Raw genomic sequence first — 16728 nt, 5'->3', positions numbered from 1 at the left:
TGCCCCTGAGGGGCGGTGTTCCAACCGCCTGCTCGCTGCCACGCCGCCGCACGGTCGCCAGGTTAGCCACTTGACAACCACTACAGCCAAAGTACTACAGTCAGAGTTGTCAGCCACGAGCACTGGGGAGCCCACATGCGAAACCTGACCTACCTGGTCGCGATGTCCCTCGACGGCTTCATCGCCGCGCCGGACGGCACCTACGCCGACTTCCTGTTCGAGGGCGACCACATGACGGCGTTGTTCGAGGAGTACCCGGACGCCCTGCCGACCGCGGGCCGTCGAGCGTTGGGCCTGGACGACGTGCCGAACCGGACGTTCGACACGGTGCTCATGGGGCGCGGCACGTACGAGGTGCCCGGCGGCCTGCCGAGCCCTTACGCCCACCTGCGGCAGTACGTCGTGTCGAGCACCCTGACCGGGACGCCGTCGGACGTGGCGGTGATCTCCGACGACGTGGTGCCGGCGGTGCGGGAGTTGAAGGCGGAGTCCGGTTTGGACATCTGGCTGTGCGGCGGCGGCAAGCTGGCGGCGGCGCTGGTGTCGGAGATCGACCGGTTGGTGCTGAAGGTCCACCCGATCGTGCTGGGCCGTGGCGTGCCGCTGTTCGACGGGGAGTTCCCGGTGCACAAGTTCGCCAAGGTCGAGACCCGGACGTTCGCGTCGGGCGTGGTGTTCACGACCTACACGCGGTGTTGATCAGCGGAAGTCCCGGGAGCGGGACGGGACCCGCAACGGGAGGTGGGACAGGCGGGTGGCCCGGATGCTGATCACGCCTTCCGCCTTCTCCAGCACGCCCCGCACCAGCAGGGCCGGGCTGGTTCGGGCCACCTTGCGGTAGCGGGCCCACAGGCCGGTGGTGCAGACGACGTTGACCATGCCGGTCTCGTCCTCGATGTTCAGGAACGTCACGCCGCCCGCCGTCGCCGGTCGCTGGCGGTGGGTCACGGCGCCGCCGATGAGGACCGTCGTGCGGTCCGGCACGTCGGCCAGGGCGGACACCGGGAGGACGCCCAGGGTGTCGAGGTGGTCGCGGACGAACTCCGTCGGGAAGCTCGTCGGGGACAGGCTCATCGCCCACACGTCCGCCGTCGCCAGCTCCACCTCGTCCATACCGGGCAGGACGGGGGCGTCGGTGCCGACCGTGGTGTGGGGCAGGCGGTCCGGGCGGATGCCGGCCACCGCGCCCGCCGCCCACAGCGCCTGCCGGCGGTCGAGGCCGAGGCTCGTGAACACCCCCGCGGTGGCCAGGGACTCGGCCTGGGTGGTGGTCAGGCGGACCCGGGTGCCCAGGTCGGCCATGTCCCGGTACGGCCCGGAAGCGCGTTGGGCGACGATGGTCTCCGCCAGGCCCTGGCCGATGTTGCGGATGCCGGCCAGGCCGATGCGGACGGCCGGTTTCCCGTGGGAGTGCTCGACGGTGGCGTGCGGGAGGCTGGCGTTGATGTCCGGGCCGAGCACCTCCACGCCGTGCCGGCGGGCGTCCGCGACCAGCGACTGGGGTGAGTAGAACCCCATCGGCTGCGCGCGCAGCAGGGCCGCGCAGAACGCCGCCGGGTGGTAGAGCTTGAACCACGCGCTCACGAACACCAGGTGGGCGAAGCTGAGCGCGTGGCTCTCGGGGAAGCCGAAGTTCGCGAACGCCAGCAGCTTCGCGTAGACCTGCTCGATCAAGGCCTCGTCCAGGCCGTTGGCCCGTGCACCCTGGTAGAAGCGCTCCCGCAGGCGTTCCATGCGGTGCGTCGAGCGCTTCGCGCCCATCGCCCGGCGCAGCTCGTCGGCCTCGGCGGGCGTGAAGTCGGCGACGTCCACCGCGATCTGCATCAGCTGCTCCTGGAACAGCGGCACGCCCAGGGTCTTCTCCAACGCGCCGGCCAGCAGCGGGTGGTCGTGGGACCACTTCTCCTGGCCGTTGCGCCGCCGGATGTACGGGTGCACCGAACCGCCCTGGATCGGGCCCGGGCGGATCAGGGCCACCTCCACCACCAGGTCGTAGAACACGCGCGGCTTCAGGCGCGGCAGGGTCGCCATCTGCGCCCGGCTCTCCACCTGGAAGACCCCGACCGAGTCGGCCTTCTGCAACATCGCGTAGACGCGCTCGTCGGCCAGGTCGATCTTGCCCATGTCGACGTCCACGCCCTCGTGCTCGCGCACCAGGTCGATCGCGTAGTGCAGCGCCGACAACATGCCCAGGCCCAGCAGGTCGAACTTGACCAGGCCGATGGACGCGCAGTCGTCCTTGTCCCACTGGAGCACCGTCCGGTCCGCCATGCGCCCGTTCTCCACCGGGCACACCTCGCTCACCGGCCGGTCGCAGATGACCATGCCGCCGGAGTGGATGCCCAGGTGCCGCGGGGCGTTCTCCAGCTCCGCGGCCAGTTCCAGCACCGGTTTGGGGATCTCCGCGGCCTCCACGGCGGCCCGCAGCGGTCCCCAGCGGTCGATCTGCTTGCTCCACGCGTCCTGCTGGCCCACCGAGTGGCCCAACGCCCTGGCCACGTCCCGGATCGCCGACCGCGCGCGGTAGCTGATGACGTTGGCCACCTGCGCCGCGTGCCGCCGGCCGTACTTGCCGTAGACGTACTGGATGGCCTCCTCGCGCCGGTCCGACTCGATGTCCAGGTCGATGTCCGGCGGCCCGTCGCGGGCGGGCGCGAGGAAGCGCTCGAAGAGCAGGTCGAACCGGACCGCGTCGACGTTGGTGATGCCCAGCGCGAAGCACACCGCCGAGTTCGCCGCCGACCCGCGCCCCTGGCACAGGATGCCGTTGCGGCGGCAGAAGTCCACGATGTCGTGCACCACCAGGAAGTACCCCGGGAACCCGAGCTCCTCGATGATCCGCAGCTCGTGCTCGACCTGCCGGTACGCCTTGGGGTTCTCCTCCGGCGAGCCGTAGCGCCGGCGCGCGCCCGCGTACGTGAGCTTGCGCAGGTAGCTGTTCTCGTCCTCGCCGGGCGGGACGTCGAACGGCGGCAGCTTCGGCGCGATGAGCTGGAGGTCGAACGAGCACTGGAGCCCCAGCACGGCCGCGCGGTGCACCGCGCCGGGGAACCGGGCGAACCGGCGCGCCATCTCCTCCCCCGACCGCAGGCACGCGGTGCGCCCCGGCGGCAGCCACCCGGCCATCTCGTCCAGGCTGCGCCGCGCCCGCACCGCCGCCATCGCCGCCGCCAACCGCCCCCGCGACGGCACCGCGTAGTGCACGGCGTTCGTCGCCACGGTCGGCAGGCCCAGGTCCGCCGCCATGCCCGCCAGCAGGTCGTTGCGCGGACCGTCCTCGGGGTAGCCGTGGTCGGTCAGCTCGACGTACACGCGCTCCTGCCCGTACAGGTCGACCAGCCGCCGCAACGCCGCGAACGCCGCCACCGGCCCGCCCGACGCCAAGGCCCGCCGCACCGAGCCCTTGCGGCACCCGGTCAGCACGACGCACTGGTCCCGCGTGTCCGCCACGACCTGGTCCAGCGAGTACACCGGACGGCCCTTCTCGCTGCCCTCCGCCAGCTGGCCGGTGGTGATGGTGCGGCACAGCGCGTGGTAGCCGTTCGGGTTCGTGGCCAGCAGGAGCAGGTGCTCGCCCTCCGGGTCGGGGAACCCGTTCTGCGGCGCGGACAGGCCCAGGCTCAGCTCGGTGCCGAACACCGTGCGCACGCCCAGTTCCTTGGCGGCCTCGGCGAACCGGACCACGCCGTACATGCCGTCGTGGTCGGTGATCGCGATGCCGTCCAGGCCGAGCTGCTGCGCGGCCTCGACCAGCTCCTCGGGGTGGCTCGCGCCGTCGAGGAAGCTGAAGTTGGAGTGGCAGTGCAGCTCCACGTACGGGACGCGGGCGCGGGTCGCGCCCAACTCGTCGACCTTGACCGCGAAGTCCGGCGGTGCCTCGTAGCGCTCGCGACGCCGGGACCAGGCCGGGCTGTCGCCACCGTCGGGCGGCTGGGGCTTGCCGGACAGCGCGCGCTCCAGCTCCGACCAGCGGACCGGCGGGTTGTTGAAGCCCATGTCAGAACAGCTCGTCCGGCGCGCGGCGGGGCAGGGGGATCAACGGCGGCGCCCACCCGAAGTACGCGGAGTACGCCGGCTCCGCACCACCACGACCGAACGCCGGCGCGTGGCCGCTGCCCGCGCCGACCCCGAAGGCCGCACCCAGGCCCGTGCCCGGTCCCAGTTCGTAGCCGTCCACCCAGTCGCCCAGGCCGCCGCCCTCGGCCCCTGCCTCGAAATCGGCAGACATCAGTCGTACACCCCTTCCACCGCCCACTTCCCGCCCGCGCGGATCAGCAGGCAGGCCAGCTCTTCCCCGTCCGGTGCGGTGCCCAGGACCTGGAGGCGGGCGGCCCGGACGGCGGTGTCCTCGTCCCACCACCGCTCGTCCACCGGCCACGGACCCGACCACGCCACCACCCGCCAGGACCGTCCACTGTGGACCCACCGGTCGGGCCGGCCGACCAGCTCCGCGTACCCGGTCACCACGACGTCGCCGCCCGCCGCGTCCACCAGCACCACCGGTTCGGGGTCGGTGAACACCGTCGCCGGCGACGGCGCGGGCAGGCGGCCCGGCCACGGCGGGTCCGGGTCGGTCGCGGGCACCCGCTCGTCGCCCCACGGCACCAGCCGCACCCGCTCGACCGGCCCCCGGCCGCCCTGGAGCACCGGGGTGAGCACGGCGTCCGGTCCGAGCAGGCCCTGGACGTGCACCATCGCGCGGGCGGCGCGCTCGGCGGCCTCGCCCTGGTCCTGGCCCGCGCCCGGCCACAGGCCGAGCTGGAGCGCGGCGGCGTCGACGACCTCCTCCGGGTCGAGCTGGAGCAGGTGCAGGCCGGAGGTCAGGCGTTCGCGGGTCAGCCAGCCGTCGAGCTGCCAGCGCACCCGGTCCGCGATGCCCTGCGGCGTCAGGGGATCGGCGCAGCGCCACACCCGGCGGAGCTGCTCGCCGTGCTCGGTGGTGGCCTGGATGCCCAGCCGCGTGCACGCCAGACCGCGGTCGACCAGCACCCGGTGCAGGCGTTCGGCCAGGGCCTTCGCGGCGAACGCGGCGGCGTCGACCCGGTCCACGGGCGGGTCGAGGGCCTGCGTGACGGACAGCTCCGGCGGCGGCTTGCGACGCGACCGCGGGCGTTCCTCCAGGCCGCCGGCGAGGCGGTGGGCCAGCACGGCATCCCGACCGAACCGGCTGGCGACGTCGCGCTCCGGGACCGCGGCGAACGCGCCGAGCGTGCGCAACCCCAAGCGCCGCAACAGGTCCACCAGCTCGGCGCGCTCCGGGCGGTGCTCGGCGGGAGGGTCGAGCTCGTGGACGCCCAGCGGGGCGAGGAACTCGCGCGCGCCACCGGACGGGACGACCACCCCGCGCTGCGCGGCCAGCGTCGCGGCGAACAGACCGTCGGCGAACCCCACCTGCGCCTCGACGCCCGCGTGCACGGCAACGTGGTCCACGATCCGTTCCGCCGCCCGTTCGGGTGAACCCCAGTACCCGACCGGGCCGCGCGCGGGAACGGCCACGAGCCCGGGCCGCACCACCTCGATGCCCGGTGCCAACTCCTCGACGGCGGCGGCGACCGGTTCGAACAGGCGGGCGTCGCGGACGTCGTCGTGCTCGAAGACCACCAGTTCGGGACACAGGCTCTGCGCGGTGCGCTTGCGCTGACCACGCCGCACCCCCTCGGCCCGCGCCACGGCGGAACAGGCGACCACCTCGTTGTCGCGCACGACGGCGGCCGGCACGTGCGGCGCCAGGACGGCTTCGGCGCAGGCGGCGACGACCGGCCAGTCCGGGCACCAGACGGCGAGCGTGTAGCGGCTCATCGCGGCACACCCCCGAACCGCGTCCAACCCCCGACCCGCCACGGCGCGACCCCGGGCACCCCGGCGGCAGTGCTGGGCACGGCGGCAGGGCTGGGCACGGCGGCCGGCGCAGGCGCGGCGGCAGGTGCGGCAGCCGGCGCAGGCACGGCGGCAGGTGCGGCAGCCGGCGCAGGCACGGCGGCAGGTGCGGCAGCCGGCGCAGGCACGGCGGCAGGTGCGGCAGCCGGCGCAGGCACGGCGGCAGGTGCGGCAGCCGGCGCAGGCACGGCGGCAGGTGCGGCAGCCGGCGCAGGCACGGCGGCAGGTGCGGCAGCCGGCGCAGGCACGGCGGCAGGTGCGGCAGCCGGCGCAGGCACGGCGGCAAGGCTGGGCGCGGCAGCCGGAGCAGGCGCGGCGGCCGGCGCGGGCGCGGCGGCAGGGCTGGGCGCGGCGGGAGAAGCAGGCGCGGCAACCGGTGCGGGCGTGGCGGCCGGCGCGGCTGGGCGGCGGAGGTGGGCGAGGAGTCGACGCAGCACGGCGCTCACCCCGCTTCCGCCGGAACCGCTTGGAGGGCGCGTGGCCAGGGCTGTTCCCGCGCGGGGAGGTCGTGCAGGGTTGACCCCTCCCGCGCGGGAACGCCTGGCAGGGACAGCACCGCGGTCCGTTCCCGCGCGGCGGACCCCCGGCCGCTCGCGTGGACGGTCACGGTGCGGCCGGTGAGCAGGCCGTGGCCCTCGCCCAGGCCCGTCCACCGGCTGGAGGCGACGCGCAGCTCCACGTCGGCACCGGGCCAGCCGACCCCGAACGGCAGCAGGACGGCCTTGCGGTGCCGTGCCCGCGCGGAGAGCTTGCGCGCGGTCGCGGGCGTCACCGGAGCGGCCACCGACACCAGGTCGAAGCCGTCCAGCAACGCCGCCACGGTGCGCTCGACCTCGCCCCGGTCCCGACCGGGACGGGGCACGAACGCGAGGCGGTGGACGGCCACCCCCAACTCGGCCGCCGCGAGCGCCCCACACCGCGGCAGCCCGACCACCGCCGCCCAGCACCCTTCCGCCGTCGCCTCGGCCACCAGCGTGAGCAGCAACGATGTCGACCCGCGCACCGACACCGTGCTGCCCCGCCGCAGGCCGCCCCACGGGAGGATCCCCGCCAGTTCCCCGCGAACCGGCAGAGCCCGAGCCGATGCCGTGGCCGACTCGCCGGCCGCGCCTACCCCGAGCGCGACCAACGTCGCCGTTGCCGACCTGGACGACACCAACCCTCCTCCCACGAATCCGCGCGCACCCCTGTGCGCGGACCGCCGTGGGAAGCCGGCGACCTGTCCGTCGAACACCTGTTCGAACGACGACACGATCTTATCCCCTCCCGACCACCCGGTGTCAATGGCCACGACCGGGTGACTGGCAGACTGCGGCCCGACGCTTCCGCGACACACGGGGGGAACCGTGAACGCTCCTCAGAACTGGCCCCAACAGCCACAACAGCCCCACCAGACCCAACCCGGCTACGGTCCTCCCGCCGGCGCACCGGCCCCCGGCTACGGCCAACCGCAAGGCGCCCCCGGCTACGGCCAACCCCAGGGCGCGCCCGGCTACGGCCAACCCCAAGGCGGCCCGAACTACAGCCAGCCGCAAGGCGCACCCGGCGGTTACGGCCCCCAGCCTCCCCAGCCGCCGAAGAAGAAGCGCACCGGCCTGATCGTCGGCGTCATCGTCGCGGTGGTCGTCCTCGTGATCGGCGGTGTCTTCGGCTCGATGTACCTGGAGTACACCGAGGACGTCGGCGGCGGCCCCGGCGAGCAGCCCACCGACGTGTGCGCCATCAGCGACGACCTGAAGCAGCAGGCGAAGACCAGCAGTTTCCGCCTGGTCGTCAAGCCGCACGACGGCAAGTCCGGTCTCAAGCACAGCCACTGCATGTGGGAGCAGGCCAAGGGCAAGGACGGCAAGAACCCCCGGACGCTGAGCATCCACGTCTACGACTACCGGGTCCACCTGAAGGACCCGAAGAAGAACCTGGAGTCGGCGGAGAGCGAGTACGCGAGCCTGGCCCAGTTCCCGCTGGAGGGCGACCAGGCCAAGCCCACCGACGGCCTGGGTGACCAGGCGACCTTCATCAAGCCCGGCATCGGCACCGACAAGACCCACATCGGGCTGGTCGTGCGCAAGGGCGAGATCGTCTACCTGATCGACTACTTCGGTCGCGACAAGGGTTTCTTCAGCGACTCCGAGTTCCCGGTCGACCAGGCCGAGGCGGTCGTCCGCAAGGCCGCCGAGGAGATGCTCGCCAAGTGACGCGGGAGCCGCGCGGCCCCACCGGGGACCGCGCGGCTTCCAGCGCGTACCTCAGTGCGCGAAGTGGCGCGTCCCGGTCAGGTAGACGGTCACCCCGGCCGCCTCCGCCGCCGCGATGACCTCCGCGTCCCGCACGGACCCACCCGGCTGCACGACTGCCCGCACGCCGGCCTCCGCCAGGGTCTCCAGCCCGTCCGGGAACGGGAAGTACGCGTCGGACGCGGCTACCGCGCCACGCGCGCGGTCACCCGCCCGCGCCACGGCCAAGCGCGCCGCGTCCACCCGGTTGACCTGGCCCATGCCGGCGCCCACCGTCGCCCCGCCCGAAGCCAGCAGGATGGCGTTGGACTTCACCGCCCGGCACGCGCGCCAGGCGAAGGCCAGGTCGGCCAGGCCCTCGGCGTCCAGGGCGGGACCGCAGGCGAGGGTCCACTTGGCCGGGTCGTCGCCCTCGGCCTCGATGGTGTCCACGGTCTGCAGCAGCAACCCGCCGGACACCGGGCGCATCTCGACACCGCCGCGCTCCGGCTCGGCGGCGACGAGGATGCGGATGTTCTTCTTGCGCGTCAACACGTCCACGGCACCGTCGGCGTACGACGGGGCCACGATCACCTCGGTGAAGATCTCCGCGACCTGCTCGGCCAGCTCCACGGTCACCTCGCGGTTGACCGCGATGACGCCGCCGAACGCCGACAGCGGGTCGCAGGCATGGGCCTTGCGGTGGGCGTCCGCGATGGCGCCCGGACCGTCCACAGCGGACACCGCGATGCCGCACGGGTTGGCGTGCTTGATGATCGCCACGCACGGCAGGTCGTGGTCCCACGCCGCCCGCCACGCCGCGTCGGCGTCGACGAAGTTGTTGTAGGACATCTCCTTGCCGTGCAGCTGCTGCGCGGTCGCGAGCCCCGTGCGGCCGTCGCCCTGCGTGTACAGGGCCGCCTTCTGGTGCGGGTTCTCGCCGTAGCGCAGGACCTGCTTGCGGTTCCAGGTGGCGCCGACCCAGCCGGGGAAGCCGGAGCCCTCGTCGTCGGGGCTGAGCACGTTGCCCATCCAGGACGCCACGGCCACGTCGTAGGACGCGGTGTGCCGGAACGCCGCCGCCGCCAGGCCCTGCCGGTCGGCCAGGGTGAACCCGCCCTCGGCGACCTGCGAGAGGACCCACTCGTACCGCGCCGGGTCCACGACGACGGCCACGCTGGCGTGGTTCTTCGCCGCCGCGCGCACCATCGCCGGGCCGCCGATGTCGATCTGCTCCACGCACTCCTCGGCCGACGCGCCGGACGCCACGGTCTGCGTGAACGGGTACAGGTTCACCACCAGCAGGTCGAACGGCGCGATGTCCAGCTCGCGCAGCTTGTCGACGTGCTCGGGCTTGCGGGTGTCGGCGAGCAGGCCCGCGTGCACGCGCGGGTGCAGGGTCTTCACCCGGCCGTCGAGCACCTCGGGGAACCCGGTCACGCTCTCCACCGGGGTGACCGGCACGCCGGCGTCGGCCAGGGCCTTGGCCGTGCCGCCGGTGGAGACGATCTCGACTCCGGCCGCGTGCAGGCCGGTGGCCAGTTCCAGCAGCCCCGACTTGTCGGACACCCCGATCAGGGCCCGACGAACCGGTCGCCTCTCGGCAGGAGTGGTCACGGGATGCTCACCTTTCGTCCGTTCACGGTGCAGCCCTCGCGGGCCAGGCGGGCGACGACGTCGACGAGCAGCCGCCGCTCCACCACCTTGATGCGCTCGTGCAGGCTGTCGACGTCGTCACCGGCACCGACGACGACGGCTTCCTGGGCCAGGATCGGCCCGGTGTCCACGCCGCCGTCCACCAGGTGCACGGTGGCGCCGGTGACCTTGACGCCGTAGTCGAGGGCGTCGCGGACGCCGTGCGCGCCGGGGAAGGCGGGCAGCAGCGCGGGGTGGGTGTTGACCATCCGGCCGCCGAAGCGGGCCAGGAAGGCCGGTCCGAGGATCTTCATGAACCCGGCGGAGACCACCAGGTCGGGCTCGTGCGCGGCGACGGCGTCGGCCAGGGCGGTGTCCCACTCGTCGCGGGAGGCGTGGTCCTTGAGGCGCACGGTGAACGTGGGCACGCCGGCGCGTTCGGCGCGGGCCAGTCCCTCGATGCCGGTCCGGTCGGCGCCGACCGCGACCACCTCGACGGGGTAGCCCGGGTCGGCCGCGGCGTCCAGCAGCGCCTGCATCAGGGTGCCGGAGCCGGAGACGAGGACGACGACCCGCGCGGGGTTGGGAAGCCGGAGTGTGGTCTCGGCGCTCAGCGTGCTCTCCTTGCTGGGGACTGTCACAGCAGCTCAGGAGCAGCCTAAGCGGTGGCTAGTCGCGCTTGTCGGGCAGGTCCTCCGGGTCGTCCGGGTCGTCCGGGTCGTCGTCCTCGAGGTCTTCTTCCTCGGCGACGGGCTCGGCTTCTTCTTCGACTTCTTCGTCGTCCTCTTCTTCTTCGGCTTCGTACTCGAGTTCTTCGAGGTCGTCCTCGTACTCCAGGTCGTCCTCTTCGTCCTCGAAGTCCTCTTCTTCGAACTCCTCGGGCTCTTCGGGCGCCTCTTCCTCGACCACGCGCGGCGGGCGGGGCCCGGCGAACCACGCCACCACCGCGCCGGGCACCGCGATCCACCCGATCGTGAGCACCGCCAGCAACCCGGCCGGGATGGTCACCGGGTTGAACGCGCCGCCGCCCAGGCTGCCGCCGGACACCGCCGCCAGCACCAGCGTCCCGACACCGGCCGTCACCGCCGCGACCAGCACCGCCCGCACCCGCGCGCGAGGGGTCCCGGCGGCGGCGCGCAACGCGTACCCGACGAGGACGCCGGTCGCGCCCGGCAGGACCAGCACCAGCGGCAGCAACGGCGACTGCTGCTCCGGCATGGCCGCCAGCAGCGGCACGGCGGGCACCGGGCCACCGGTGAACTCGATCGGCCCCACGGTCGCCGAGCCGATGGAGAACCCGGCACCGGTCACGTACGACAGGGCGCCGACCACGGCGTTGGGCAGGTACCCCAGGCACATCAGCCAGATGCCCAGGCCGGTGCCGAGCGTGCCGCCCGCCTGGTCGAACAGCGAACTGGTCACCGGCCACGACACCGCCAGCCCGAACGCGAGCAGCAGCGCGCCGCACGCGGTCAGCGCGAACAACGCCATCGCGCCCGCCCGCAGCCCGTGCCGCGCGACCGGGTCGATCCGCTCGAACACCACCTCGACCAGCCCGCACCGCTGCGCCACGCCGGCCACCGCCGCGACCCCGGACACCGCCGCGCACCCGAAGAACGCCACGGCCGGCGTCGCCCGCACCACGCCGTCGTCGCCCATCAGGAACGCGATCATCCCGCCGGTCACGGCGTGCGCGGACGCGATGCTGATGACCACGCCCCGCGCCTGCAACGGCTCGAACAGCCCCAGCCGGTCCGCCGCGCCCGCCGCCGCGCGCGAGGCGAGCAGCATCAACAGCACGGTCGGCAGCAGCGGCAGGACACCGAGCTGGCCGCCGTCGAAGCGCAGGGGCACGTGGTGGGCGACCAGCCACCCCGGCGCGGACGCCGCCAGCACACCGGTGGTCGAGAACTTGGCGTGCGCGGCGGTCGACGACACCAGCGCCAGCAGTGCGGCGACGGCGGCGTAGCTGACCACCACGGACCCGGCGGCGGTCATGGCCAGCACCCGCGCCCGCTCACCCCGGGAGAACTCGGGCGGGCGCACGGACTCGGTCACGGCGGCGTGCGAGGGCGGCGTTTGCACCGACATGTCCCCCAGGTTCCCAGTCGAGTTGAGCCATTCAGGTGAGGCACGCCGGACATGCGAACAGGGGTGGTGCCGCACGCTGCGGCACCACCCCTGTGTACGCGAAGGTCAGCCCTGCGGCTGCTGCCCGAAACCACCGGGCGGCGTCCCCGGCTGCTGCTGGCCGGGCTGGTTAAACTGCCCCGGCTGCGGCATGTACGAGGTCGGCTGCGGCGCACCCGGCGGCTGCTGCTGCGGCTGCACCGGCGACCCGAACTGCCCCGACGGCGGGTTGAACTGACCCGGCTGGCCGGGCTGCGGCTGACCGGGCTGACCCGGCTGCGGGAAGCCACCGGACTGCGGGTTCCAGCCGCCCGGCTGGCCGTAGGGGTTGGCGGGCTTGGGCTCCAGCTTCAGGATGCCCGCCTCCAGCAGCAGGCTCGCCACCACCGCCGCCGTCTGGAGCAGGGCGACCAGCAGGAGCACGATCTGCATGCCCTTGGTGTCGGCCTCGCTCTTGATCATGCCCTGGAGGAACAGCAGCGTCGGCACGGCGGTGAGCACCGCGGCGGCGGGCAGCAGGCGCGGCATCTTCGGCAGCACCGACAGCCCGGACAGCACGCCCGCCGCGAGCAGCAGGTCGATGCTGGAGGTGGACACGTCGTCGGCGAACGCGAGCAGGTAGGCGATGAGCCCCAGGCCCGCGCCGACCAGCGGGAGGATGAAGTTCAGGTTCACGCCCACCGGTTGCTGCGCCGGACCCGGCTGCTGCTGAGGGGCGCCGTACGGCACGGACATGGTGAGGTCTCCTCCTCCACCCGATGGACCAAAGCCAACGACAGAACGCTAGCCGATGCACACTCTCCGACGACGACCGGACCTCCTCGGTTCCCCCGAACGCGTGGATTGACCCACGCCACAACGCCGTGAAGGCCACCTCCACGCGGGAGATGGCCTTCACGAACTTCACGAACGGGTGAGCGATCAGCCGATCGACTGCATGATCTCCCGCATGAGGGCGGCGGTCTCGGACGGCGTCTTGCCGACCTTCACGCCCGCGGCCTCCAGGGCTTCCTTCTTCGCCTGCGCGGTGCCGGCGGAGCCGGACACGATCGCGCCCGCGTGGCCCATGGTCTTGCCCTCGGGCGCGGTGAAGCCCGCCACGTAGCCGACGACCGGCTTGGTGACGTTCTCCTTGATGTAGGCCGCGGCCCGCTCCTCGGCGTCGCCGCCGATCTCGCCGATCATCACGATCGCCGCGGTCTCCGGGTCGGCCTCGAAGGCCGCCAGCGCGTCGATGTGGGTGGTGCCGATGATCGGGTCGCCGCCGATGCCGATGGCGGTGGAGAAGCCGAAGTCGCGCAGCTCGTACATCATCTGGTAGGTCAGCGTGCCCGACTTGGACACCAGGCCGATCTTGCCCGCGCCGGAGATGTTGGCCGGGATGATGCCCGCGTTGGACTGGCCGGGGCTGATCAGGCCGGGGCAGTTCGGGCCGATGATCCGGGTCTTGTTGCCGGTGGCGACGGCGTGCGCCCAGAACGCGGCGGTGTCGTGCACCGGGATGCCCTCGGTGATCACGACGGCCAGCTCGATGCCCGCGTCGATCGCCTCGATCACGGCGGCCTTGGCGAACGCCGGCGGCACGAAGATCACGGTCACGTCCGCGCCGGTGGCCTCCATCGCCTCGGCGACGGTGCCGAACACCGGCAGCACGTTGCCGTCGAAGTCGACCTTCTCGCCGGCCTTGCGCGGGTTCACGCCGCCGACGATGTTGGTGCCGGACGCCAGCATCCGCTTGGTGTGCTTGGTGCCCTCGGCGCCGGTCATGCCCTGGACGATGACCTTGCTGTCCTTGGTGATGAAGATAGCCATCGTCAGACCCCCGCAGCCGCGAGTTCGGCGGCCTTGTCGGCCGCGTTGTCCATGGTGTCGACAACGGTCACCAGCGGGTGGTTGGCCTCGGCGAGAATCCGGCGGCCCTCCTCCACGTTGTTGCCGTCGAGGCGGACGACCAGCGGCTTGGAGGCCTCGTCGCCCAGGATCTCCAGGGCCTTGACGATGCCGTTGGCCACCGCGTCGCAGGCGGTGATGCCGCCGAAGACGTTCACGAAGACGCTGCGCACGTCCGGGTCGTGCAGGATGATGTCCAGCCCGTTGGCCATCACCTCGGCGGACGCGCCGCCACCGATGTCCAGGAAGTTCGCGGGCTTCACGCCCTTGTGCTTCTCGCCCGCGTAGGCCACGACGTCCAGCGTGGACATGACCAGACCGGCGCCGTTGCCGATGATGCCGACCTGACCGTCGAGCTTGACGTAGTTCAGGCCCTTCTCCTTGGCCTTGGCCTCCAGCGGGTCCTCGGCCTGCTTGTCGACCAGCGCCTCGTGGGCCGGGTGCCGGAACGACGCGTTCTCGTCCAGGGTGACCTTGCCGTCGAGGGCGACGATCTTGCCCTCGGGGTCGCGCACCAGCGGGTTGACCTCGACCAGCGTCGCGTCCTCGGCGACGAAGGTCTCCCACAGCTTCACGATCACGTCGGCGACCTGGTCGGCCACCTCGGCGGGGAACTTCGCGGCGGCGACGATCTCGTCGGCCTTCGCGCGGTCCACGCCCTTGATCGCGTCCACGGGCACCTTGGCCAGGGCCTCGGGCTTGGTGGCGGCCACCTCTTCGATGTCCATGCCGCCCTCGACGGACGCCATCGCGAGGAAGGTGCGGTTGGCCCGGTCGAGCAGGAAGGAGAAGTAGTACTCCTCGGCGATGTCGGACGCGGGGGTCACCAGCACGCGGTGAACGACGTGACCCTTGATGTCCAGGCCCAGGATCGCCTCGGCCTTCTCGGCGGTCGCGTCCGGGGTCTCGGCGAGCTTGACGCCGCCCGCCTTGCCCCGGCCACCCGTCTTGACCTGGGCCTTGACGACGACGGTCTGGCCGAAGCGCTCGGCGATCGCCTTGGCCTCGGCGGGGGTGCTCGCCACGTCGCCCGGCAGCACCGGGACATCGTGGGCGGCGAAGAGGTCCTTCGCCTGGTACTCGTACAGGTCCACTCGGGTCTCCTGCGACGTCGGTGTCGGACACCGCGTCCGTGGTGCGGTCCTCGTGGTCCGGCGCTCCAGGCTGGGGCCTGGTGCCCACACGTACCAGGCATCACCTGGAACGCCGGCATAGCCGTGGGGGGACCGGCTCGACGCGGCTGGCAGGAACACTATCGACCTGCGCGGACCACCTCGCACCCCACACCCGTGAGGTCCGTCTCAAGTGTGGTGAGGTCGATCACTGGATCGGTTTCCAGGACACGAGCCGGCCTCAAGAACGGGCGGTTCGCACCGCCGCGGCGATCACCAGGGCAGCGGTCGCGGCGACCGCGAGCCACAAACCCGGACCCGGCGAGGTGTCGGCTGCCCGGGACGCCGTCAGCGGGTACTCCAGGGCTCGGGTCGCCGTCACGCAGGCCGTCCCCAGCAACAGGGCCGCGCCCTTCACCGGCCGGGACGCCAAGGCCAAGGCGATCGCGCCCAGCACCGCGACCAGGGCGATGATCAGGCCCCACGAGCCGACGCGCAGCCCCAGCGCCGTGATCGGCGCCAGGTCCGGCGCGCGGACCACGGGCATCGCGAACGCGCCCACCGCGACCAGGCCGGCGATCAGCGCCACGGCGATCAGCGGCAGTGAGGGGGACGCGGTGGTGACGTCCTCCTCGTCGCGTTCCGCCGACCCGGCGATGGCGGCCGTAACCACGGCGGCGATCGCCAAGACCACGCCCACCGTCGTGAACCAGACGCCCGGACCGGGCTGCACGGCGGCCACCTGGGTCGCCGCGAAGGCCGCGTCCAGCGCCAGACCGGCCGCGAGCGGGATGGCGGCGGTCGCCGCGATGAACGCCGGACGTGCCTTGGGGACCAGCGCGAGCAGGGTCGGCACGGCGGCCGGCCACAGCAGGCGGGCCGCGTAGTCGGTCGGCGTGGGCAGGCCCTCCGGCACGCTGAGGTGCGGTGTCAGGGCGCCGATCACCAGGAACACCCCGGCGCCGACGCCGAGCACCGCCACGATCGTGTTGAGCCGGCGCACGCCGGGCAGGGTGCCCTCGCGGTCCTTGAGGATGCCTTCGGGCAGCAGGGCGGCGAAGACCAGGCCGACCGCCCCGGCCACCACGTAGACCGGCCCGGCCGCCAGGAACACCTTGTCCACCGCGACGACGGCGGCCAGACCCGGCGCGGAGAGCGCGGGCAGGGCGAGGCCGAGGCCGAGCAGACCGCCGGTGCGCACGTCGTCGTCGGCCGAGCTCGCCACCAGCGCCGCCACCACTGGCACCGCCAGGAGCAGCAACAGCCCGCCCACGACCGCCGCACCGGGCACGTCGAGCACGCCCTTGGCCCGCACGAACGGGTCCAGCGAGGTGAACGGGGCCGTCACCAGGCCGAACGCCGCCACGACCCCGCTGGTCGTGGCCAGACCCATCCGACCGCCCCGGCCGCCCTCGGTCTCCAGCCGGGTCAGCGCGACCACGCCCGCGGCCAGGGTCAGGACGTGCCCCGCGAGCAGCACCCACAGGCCGGCGGCGGGTTGGGGCGCGGTCAGCGTCGTGACCCGCAGCAGCTCGGGCCGGGCGACGCCGACCGGGTCCAGCGCGATCGCCAGGTCCATCAGGAACCGGCCGACCGCCAGCGCCCCGAGCGGCACCAGCAGCGCCGCGCCCGTCGTCGCGCGCCCGCGCGCGTAGTAGTAGGAGGCCACCGCGACCGGCAGCACGGCGAGGACGGCCAGCAGGGGCCACGCGGTGAAGGCCGGCGGCGCGGTGTCGTCCACGACGGACAGCACGGGACCGACCGCGCCGCACACGGCACCCGCGACCGCGAGTCCGAGCGCCGCGCGCAGGCCGGTGGAGGAGGGTGTGGCCGGTTCGGCGGTGCGGATCATCGGCTCGAAACTAGCAGGA

13 protein-coding genes are annotated in these 16728 nt (G+C 73.1%); 2 read left to right on the top strand and 11 right to left on the bottom strand.

What is annotated here, in order from left to right:
* The first annotated feature begins 135 nt into the window (after positions 1–135).
* Positions 136–699 carry a dihydrofolate reductase family protein gene (locus DFJ66_RS27310; RefSeq protein WP_121225117.1) on the top strand — a complete coding sequence of 188 codons (564 nt, stop codon included), beginning with the start codon at positions 136–138 and terminating at the stop codon, positions 697–699.
* On the opposite strand, the gene DFJ66_RS27305 is transcribed toward DFJ66_RS27310, so the two are convergent.
* The 4 genes from DFJ66_RS27305 to DFJ66_RS27290 all read right to left on the bottom strand — a co-directional run bounded on the left by DFJ66_RS27305 (position 700) and on the right by DFJ66_RS27290 (position 7033).
* Positions 700–3996, bottom strand: coding sequence for an error-prone DNA polymerase (locus tag DFJ66_RS27305; protein ID WP_121225115.1), 3297 nt, complete (start codon positions 3994–3996; stop codon positions 700–702).
* A gap of 1 nt (position 3997) precedes the next feature.
* Complete coding sequence (locus DFJ66_RS27300; protein ID WP_121225113.1) at positions 3998–4228, bottom strand: hypothetical protein; 231 nt, start codon at positions 4226–4228, stop codon at positions 3998–4000.
* The gene (locus DFJ66_RS27295; RefSeq protein ID WP_121225110.1) at positions 4228–5799 is read right to left on the bottom strand and encodes a DNA polymerase Y family protein; all 1572 of its coding nucleotides are present in this window, start codon (positions 5797–5799) and stop codon (positions 4228–4230) included. The genes DFJ66_RS27300 and DFJ66_RS27295 overlap by 1 nt, the downstream gene beginning before the upstream one ends.
* A gap of 520 nt (positions 5800–6319) precedes the next feature.
* On the bottom strand, positions 6320–7033 hold the full coding sequence (locus tag DFJ66_RS27290; RefSeq protein WP_147459375.1) for a hypothetical protein: 714 nt from the start codon (positions 7031–7033) through the stop codon (positions 6320–6322).
* Positions 7034–7223: 190 nt separating this feature from the next.
* Between DFJ66_RS27290 and DFJ66_RS43635 the strand changes: the two genes are divergently transcribed.
* Complete coding sequence (locus DFJ66_RS43635) at positions 7224–8072, top strand: hypothetical protein (protein WP_121225106.1); 849 nt, start codon at positions 7224–7226, stop codon at positions 8070–8072.
* A gap of 51 nt (positions 8073–8123) precedes the next feature.
* Here the strand turns inward: DFJ66_RS43635 and purH are convergent, their stop codons facing one another.
* From purH to DFJ66_RS27250, 7 genes are all read right to left on the bottom strand, one after another.
* Entirely contained in the window at positions 8124–9707 is a 1584-nt protein-coding gene (purH, locus tag DFJ66_RS27280; protein ID WP_121225104.1) for a bifunctional phosphoribosylaminoimidazolecarboxamide formyltransferase/IMP cyclohydrolase, read from the bottom strand.
* A complete protein-coding gene (gene purN, locus DFJ66_RS27275) occupies positions 9704–10366 on the bottom strand; it encodes a phosphoribosylglycinamide formyltransferase (protein ID WP_170199684.1) in 663 nt (220 codons plus the stop codon). Before purN ends, purH begins: the two co-directional genes overlap by 4 nt.
* Positions 10367–10394: 28 nt before the next feature.
* Complete coding sequence (locus DFJ66_RS27270) at positions 10395–11816, bottom strand: cell division protein PerM (protein WP_121225102.1); 1422 nt, start codon at positions 11814–11816, stop codon at positions 10395–10397.
* A gap of 105 nt (positions 11817–11921) precedes the next feature.
* Positions 11922–12590 (bottom strand): DUF5336 domain-containing protein, encoded by a 669-nt coding sequence (locus DFJ66_RS27265; protein WP_121225100.1) that lies wholly within the window; start codon positions 12588–12590, stop codon positions 11922–11924.
* Positions 12591–12776: 186 nt separating this feature from the next.
* A complete protein-coding gene (gene sucD, locus DFJ66_RS27260; RefSeq protein ID WP_121225098.1) occupies positions 12777–13667 on the bottom strand; it encodes a succinate--CoA ligase subunit alpha in 891 nt (296 codons plus the stop codon).
* Between the two features lie 2 nt (positions 13668–13669).
* Complete coding sequence (gene sucC / locus DFJ66_RS27255; protein WP_121225095.1) at positions 13670–14839, bottom strand: ADP-forming succinate--CoA ligase subunit beta; 1170 nt, start codon at positions 14837–14839, stop codon at positions 13670–13672.
* Positions 14840–15098: 259 nt separating this feature from the next.
* Positions 15099–16709: a hypothetical protein gene (locus DFJ66_RS27250; RefSeq protein WP_121225093.1), complete on the bottom strand. Its 1611-nt coding sequence runs from the start codon at positions 16707–16709 to the stop codon at positions 15099–15101.
* Between the last annotated feature and the right edge of the window lie 19 nt (positions 16710–16728).

Origin of the sequence: Saccharothrix variisporea, assembly GCF_003634995.1 — a bacterium.
Taxonomy (GTDB): domain Bacteria; phylum Actinomycetota; class Actinomycetes; order Mycobacteriales; family Pseudonocardiaceae; genus Actinosynnema; species Actinosynnema variisporeum.
The sequence above is the reverse complement of the archived record's forward strand: the minus strand, read 5'-3'. Positions and strand labels throughout refer to the sequence as shown.

Coding starts and splice junctions, on each gene's coding strand:
- DFJ66_RS27310 (WP_121225117.1), top strand. CDS start 136: ATGCGAAACCTGACCTACCTGGTCGCGATGTCCCTCGACGGCTTCATC.
- DFJ66_RS27250 (WP_121225093.1), bottom strand. CDS start 16,709: ATGATCCGCACCGCCGAACCGGCCACACCCTCCTCCACCGGCCTGCGC.
- DFJ66_RS27295 (WP_121225110.1), bottom strand. CDS start 5,799: ATGAGCCGCTACACGCTCGCCGTCTGGTGCCCGGACTGGCCGGTCGTC.
- DFJ66_RS27300 (WP_121225113.1), bottom strand. CDS start 4,228: ATGTCTGCCGATTTCGAGGCAGGGGCCGAGGGCGGCGGCCTGGGCGAC.
- sucD (WP_121225098.1), bottom strand. CDS start 13,667: ATGGCTATCTTCATCACCAAGGACAGCAAGGTCATCGTCCAGGGCATG.
- DFJ66_RS27305 (WP_121225115.1), bottom strand. CDS start 3,996: ATGGGCTTCAACAACCCGCCGGTCCGCTGGTCGGAGCTGGAGCGCGCG.
- DFJ66_RS27265 (WP_121225100.1), bottom strand. CDS start 12,590: ATGTCCGTGCCGTACGGCGCCCCTCAGCAGCAGCCGGGTCCGGCGCAG.
- DFJ66_RS27270 (WP_121225102.1), bottom strand. CDS start 11,816: ATGTCGGTGCAAACGCCGCCCTCGCACGCCGCCGTGACCGAGTCCGTG.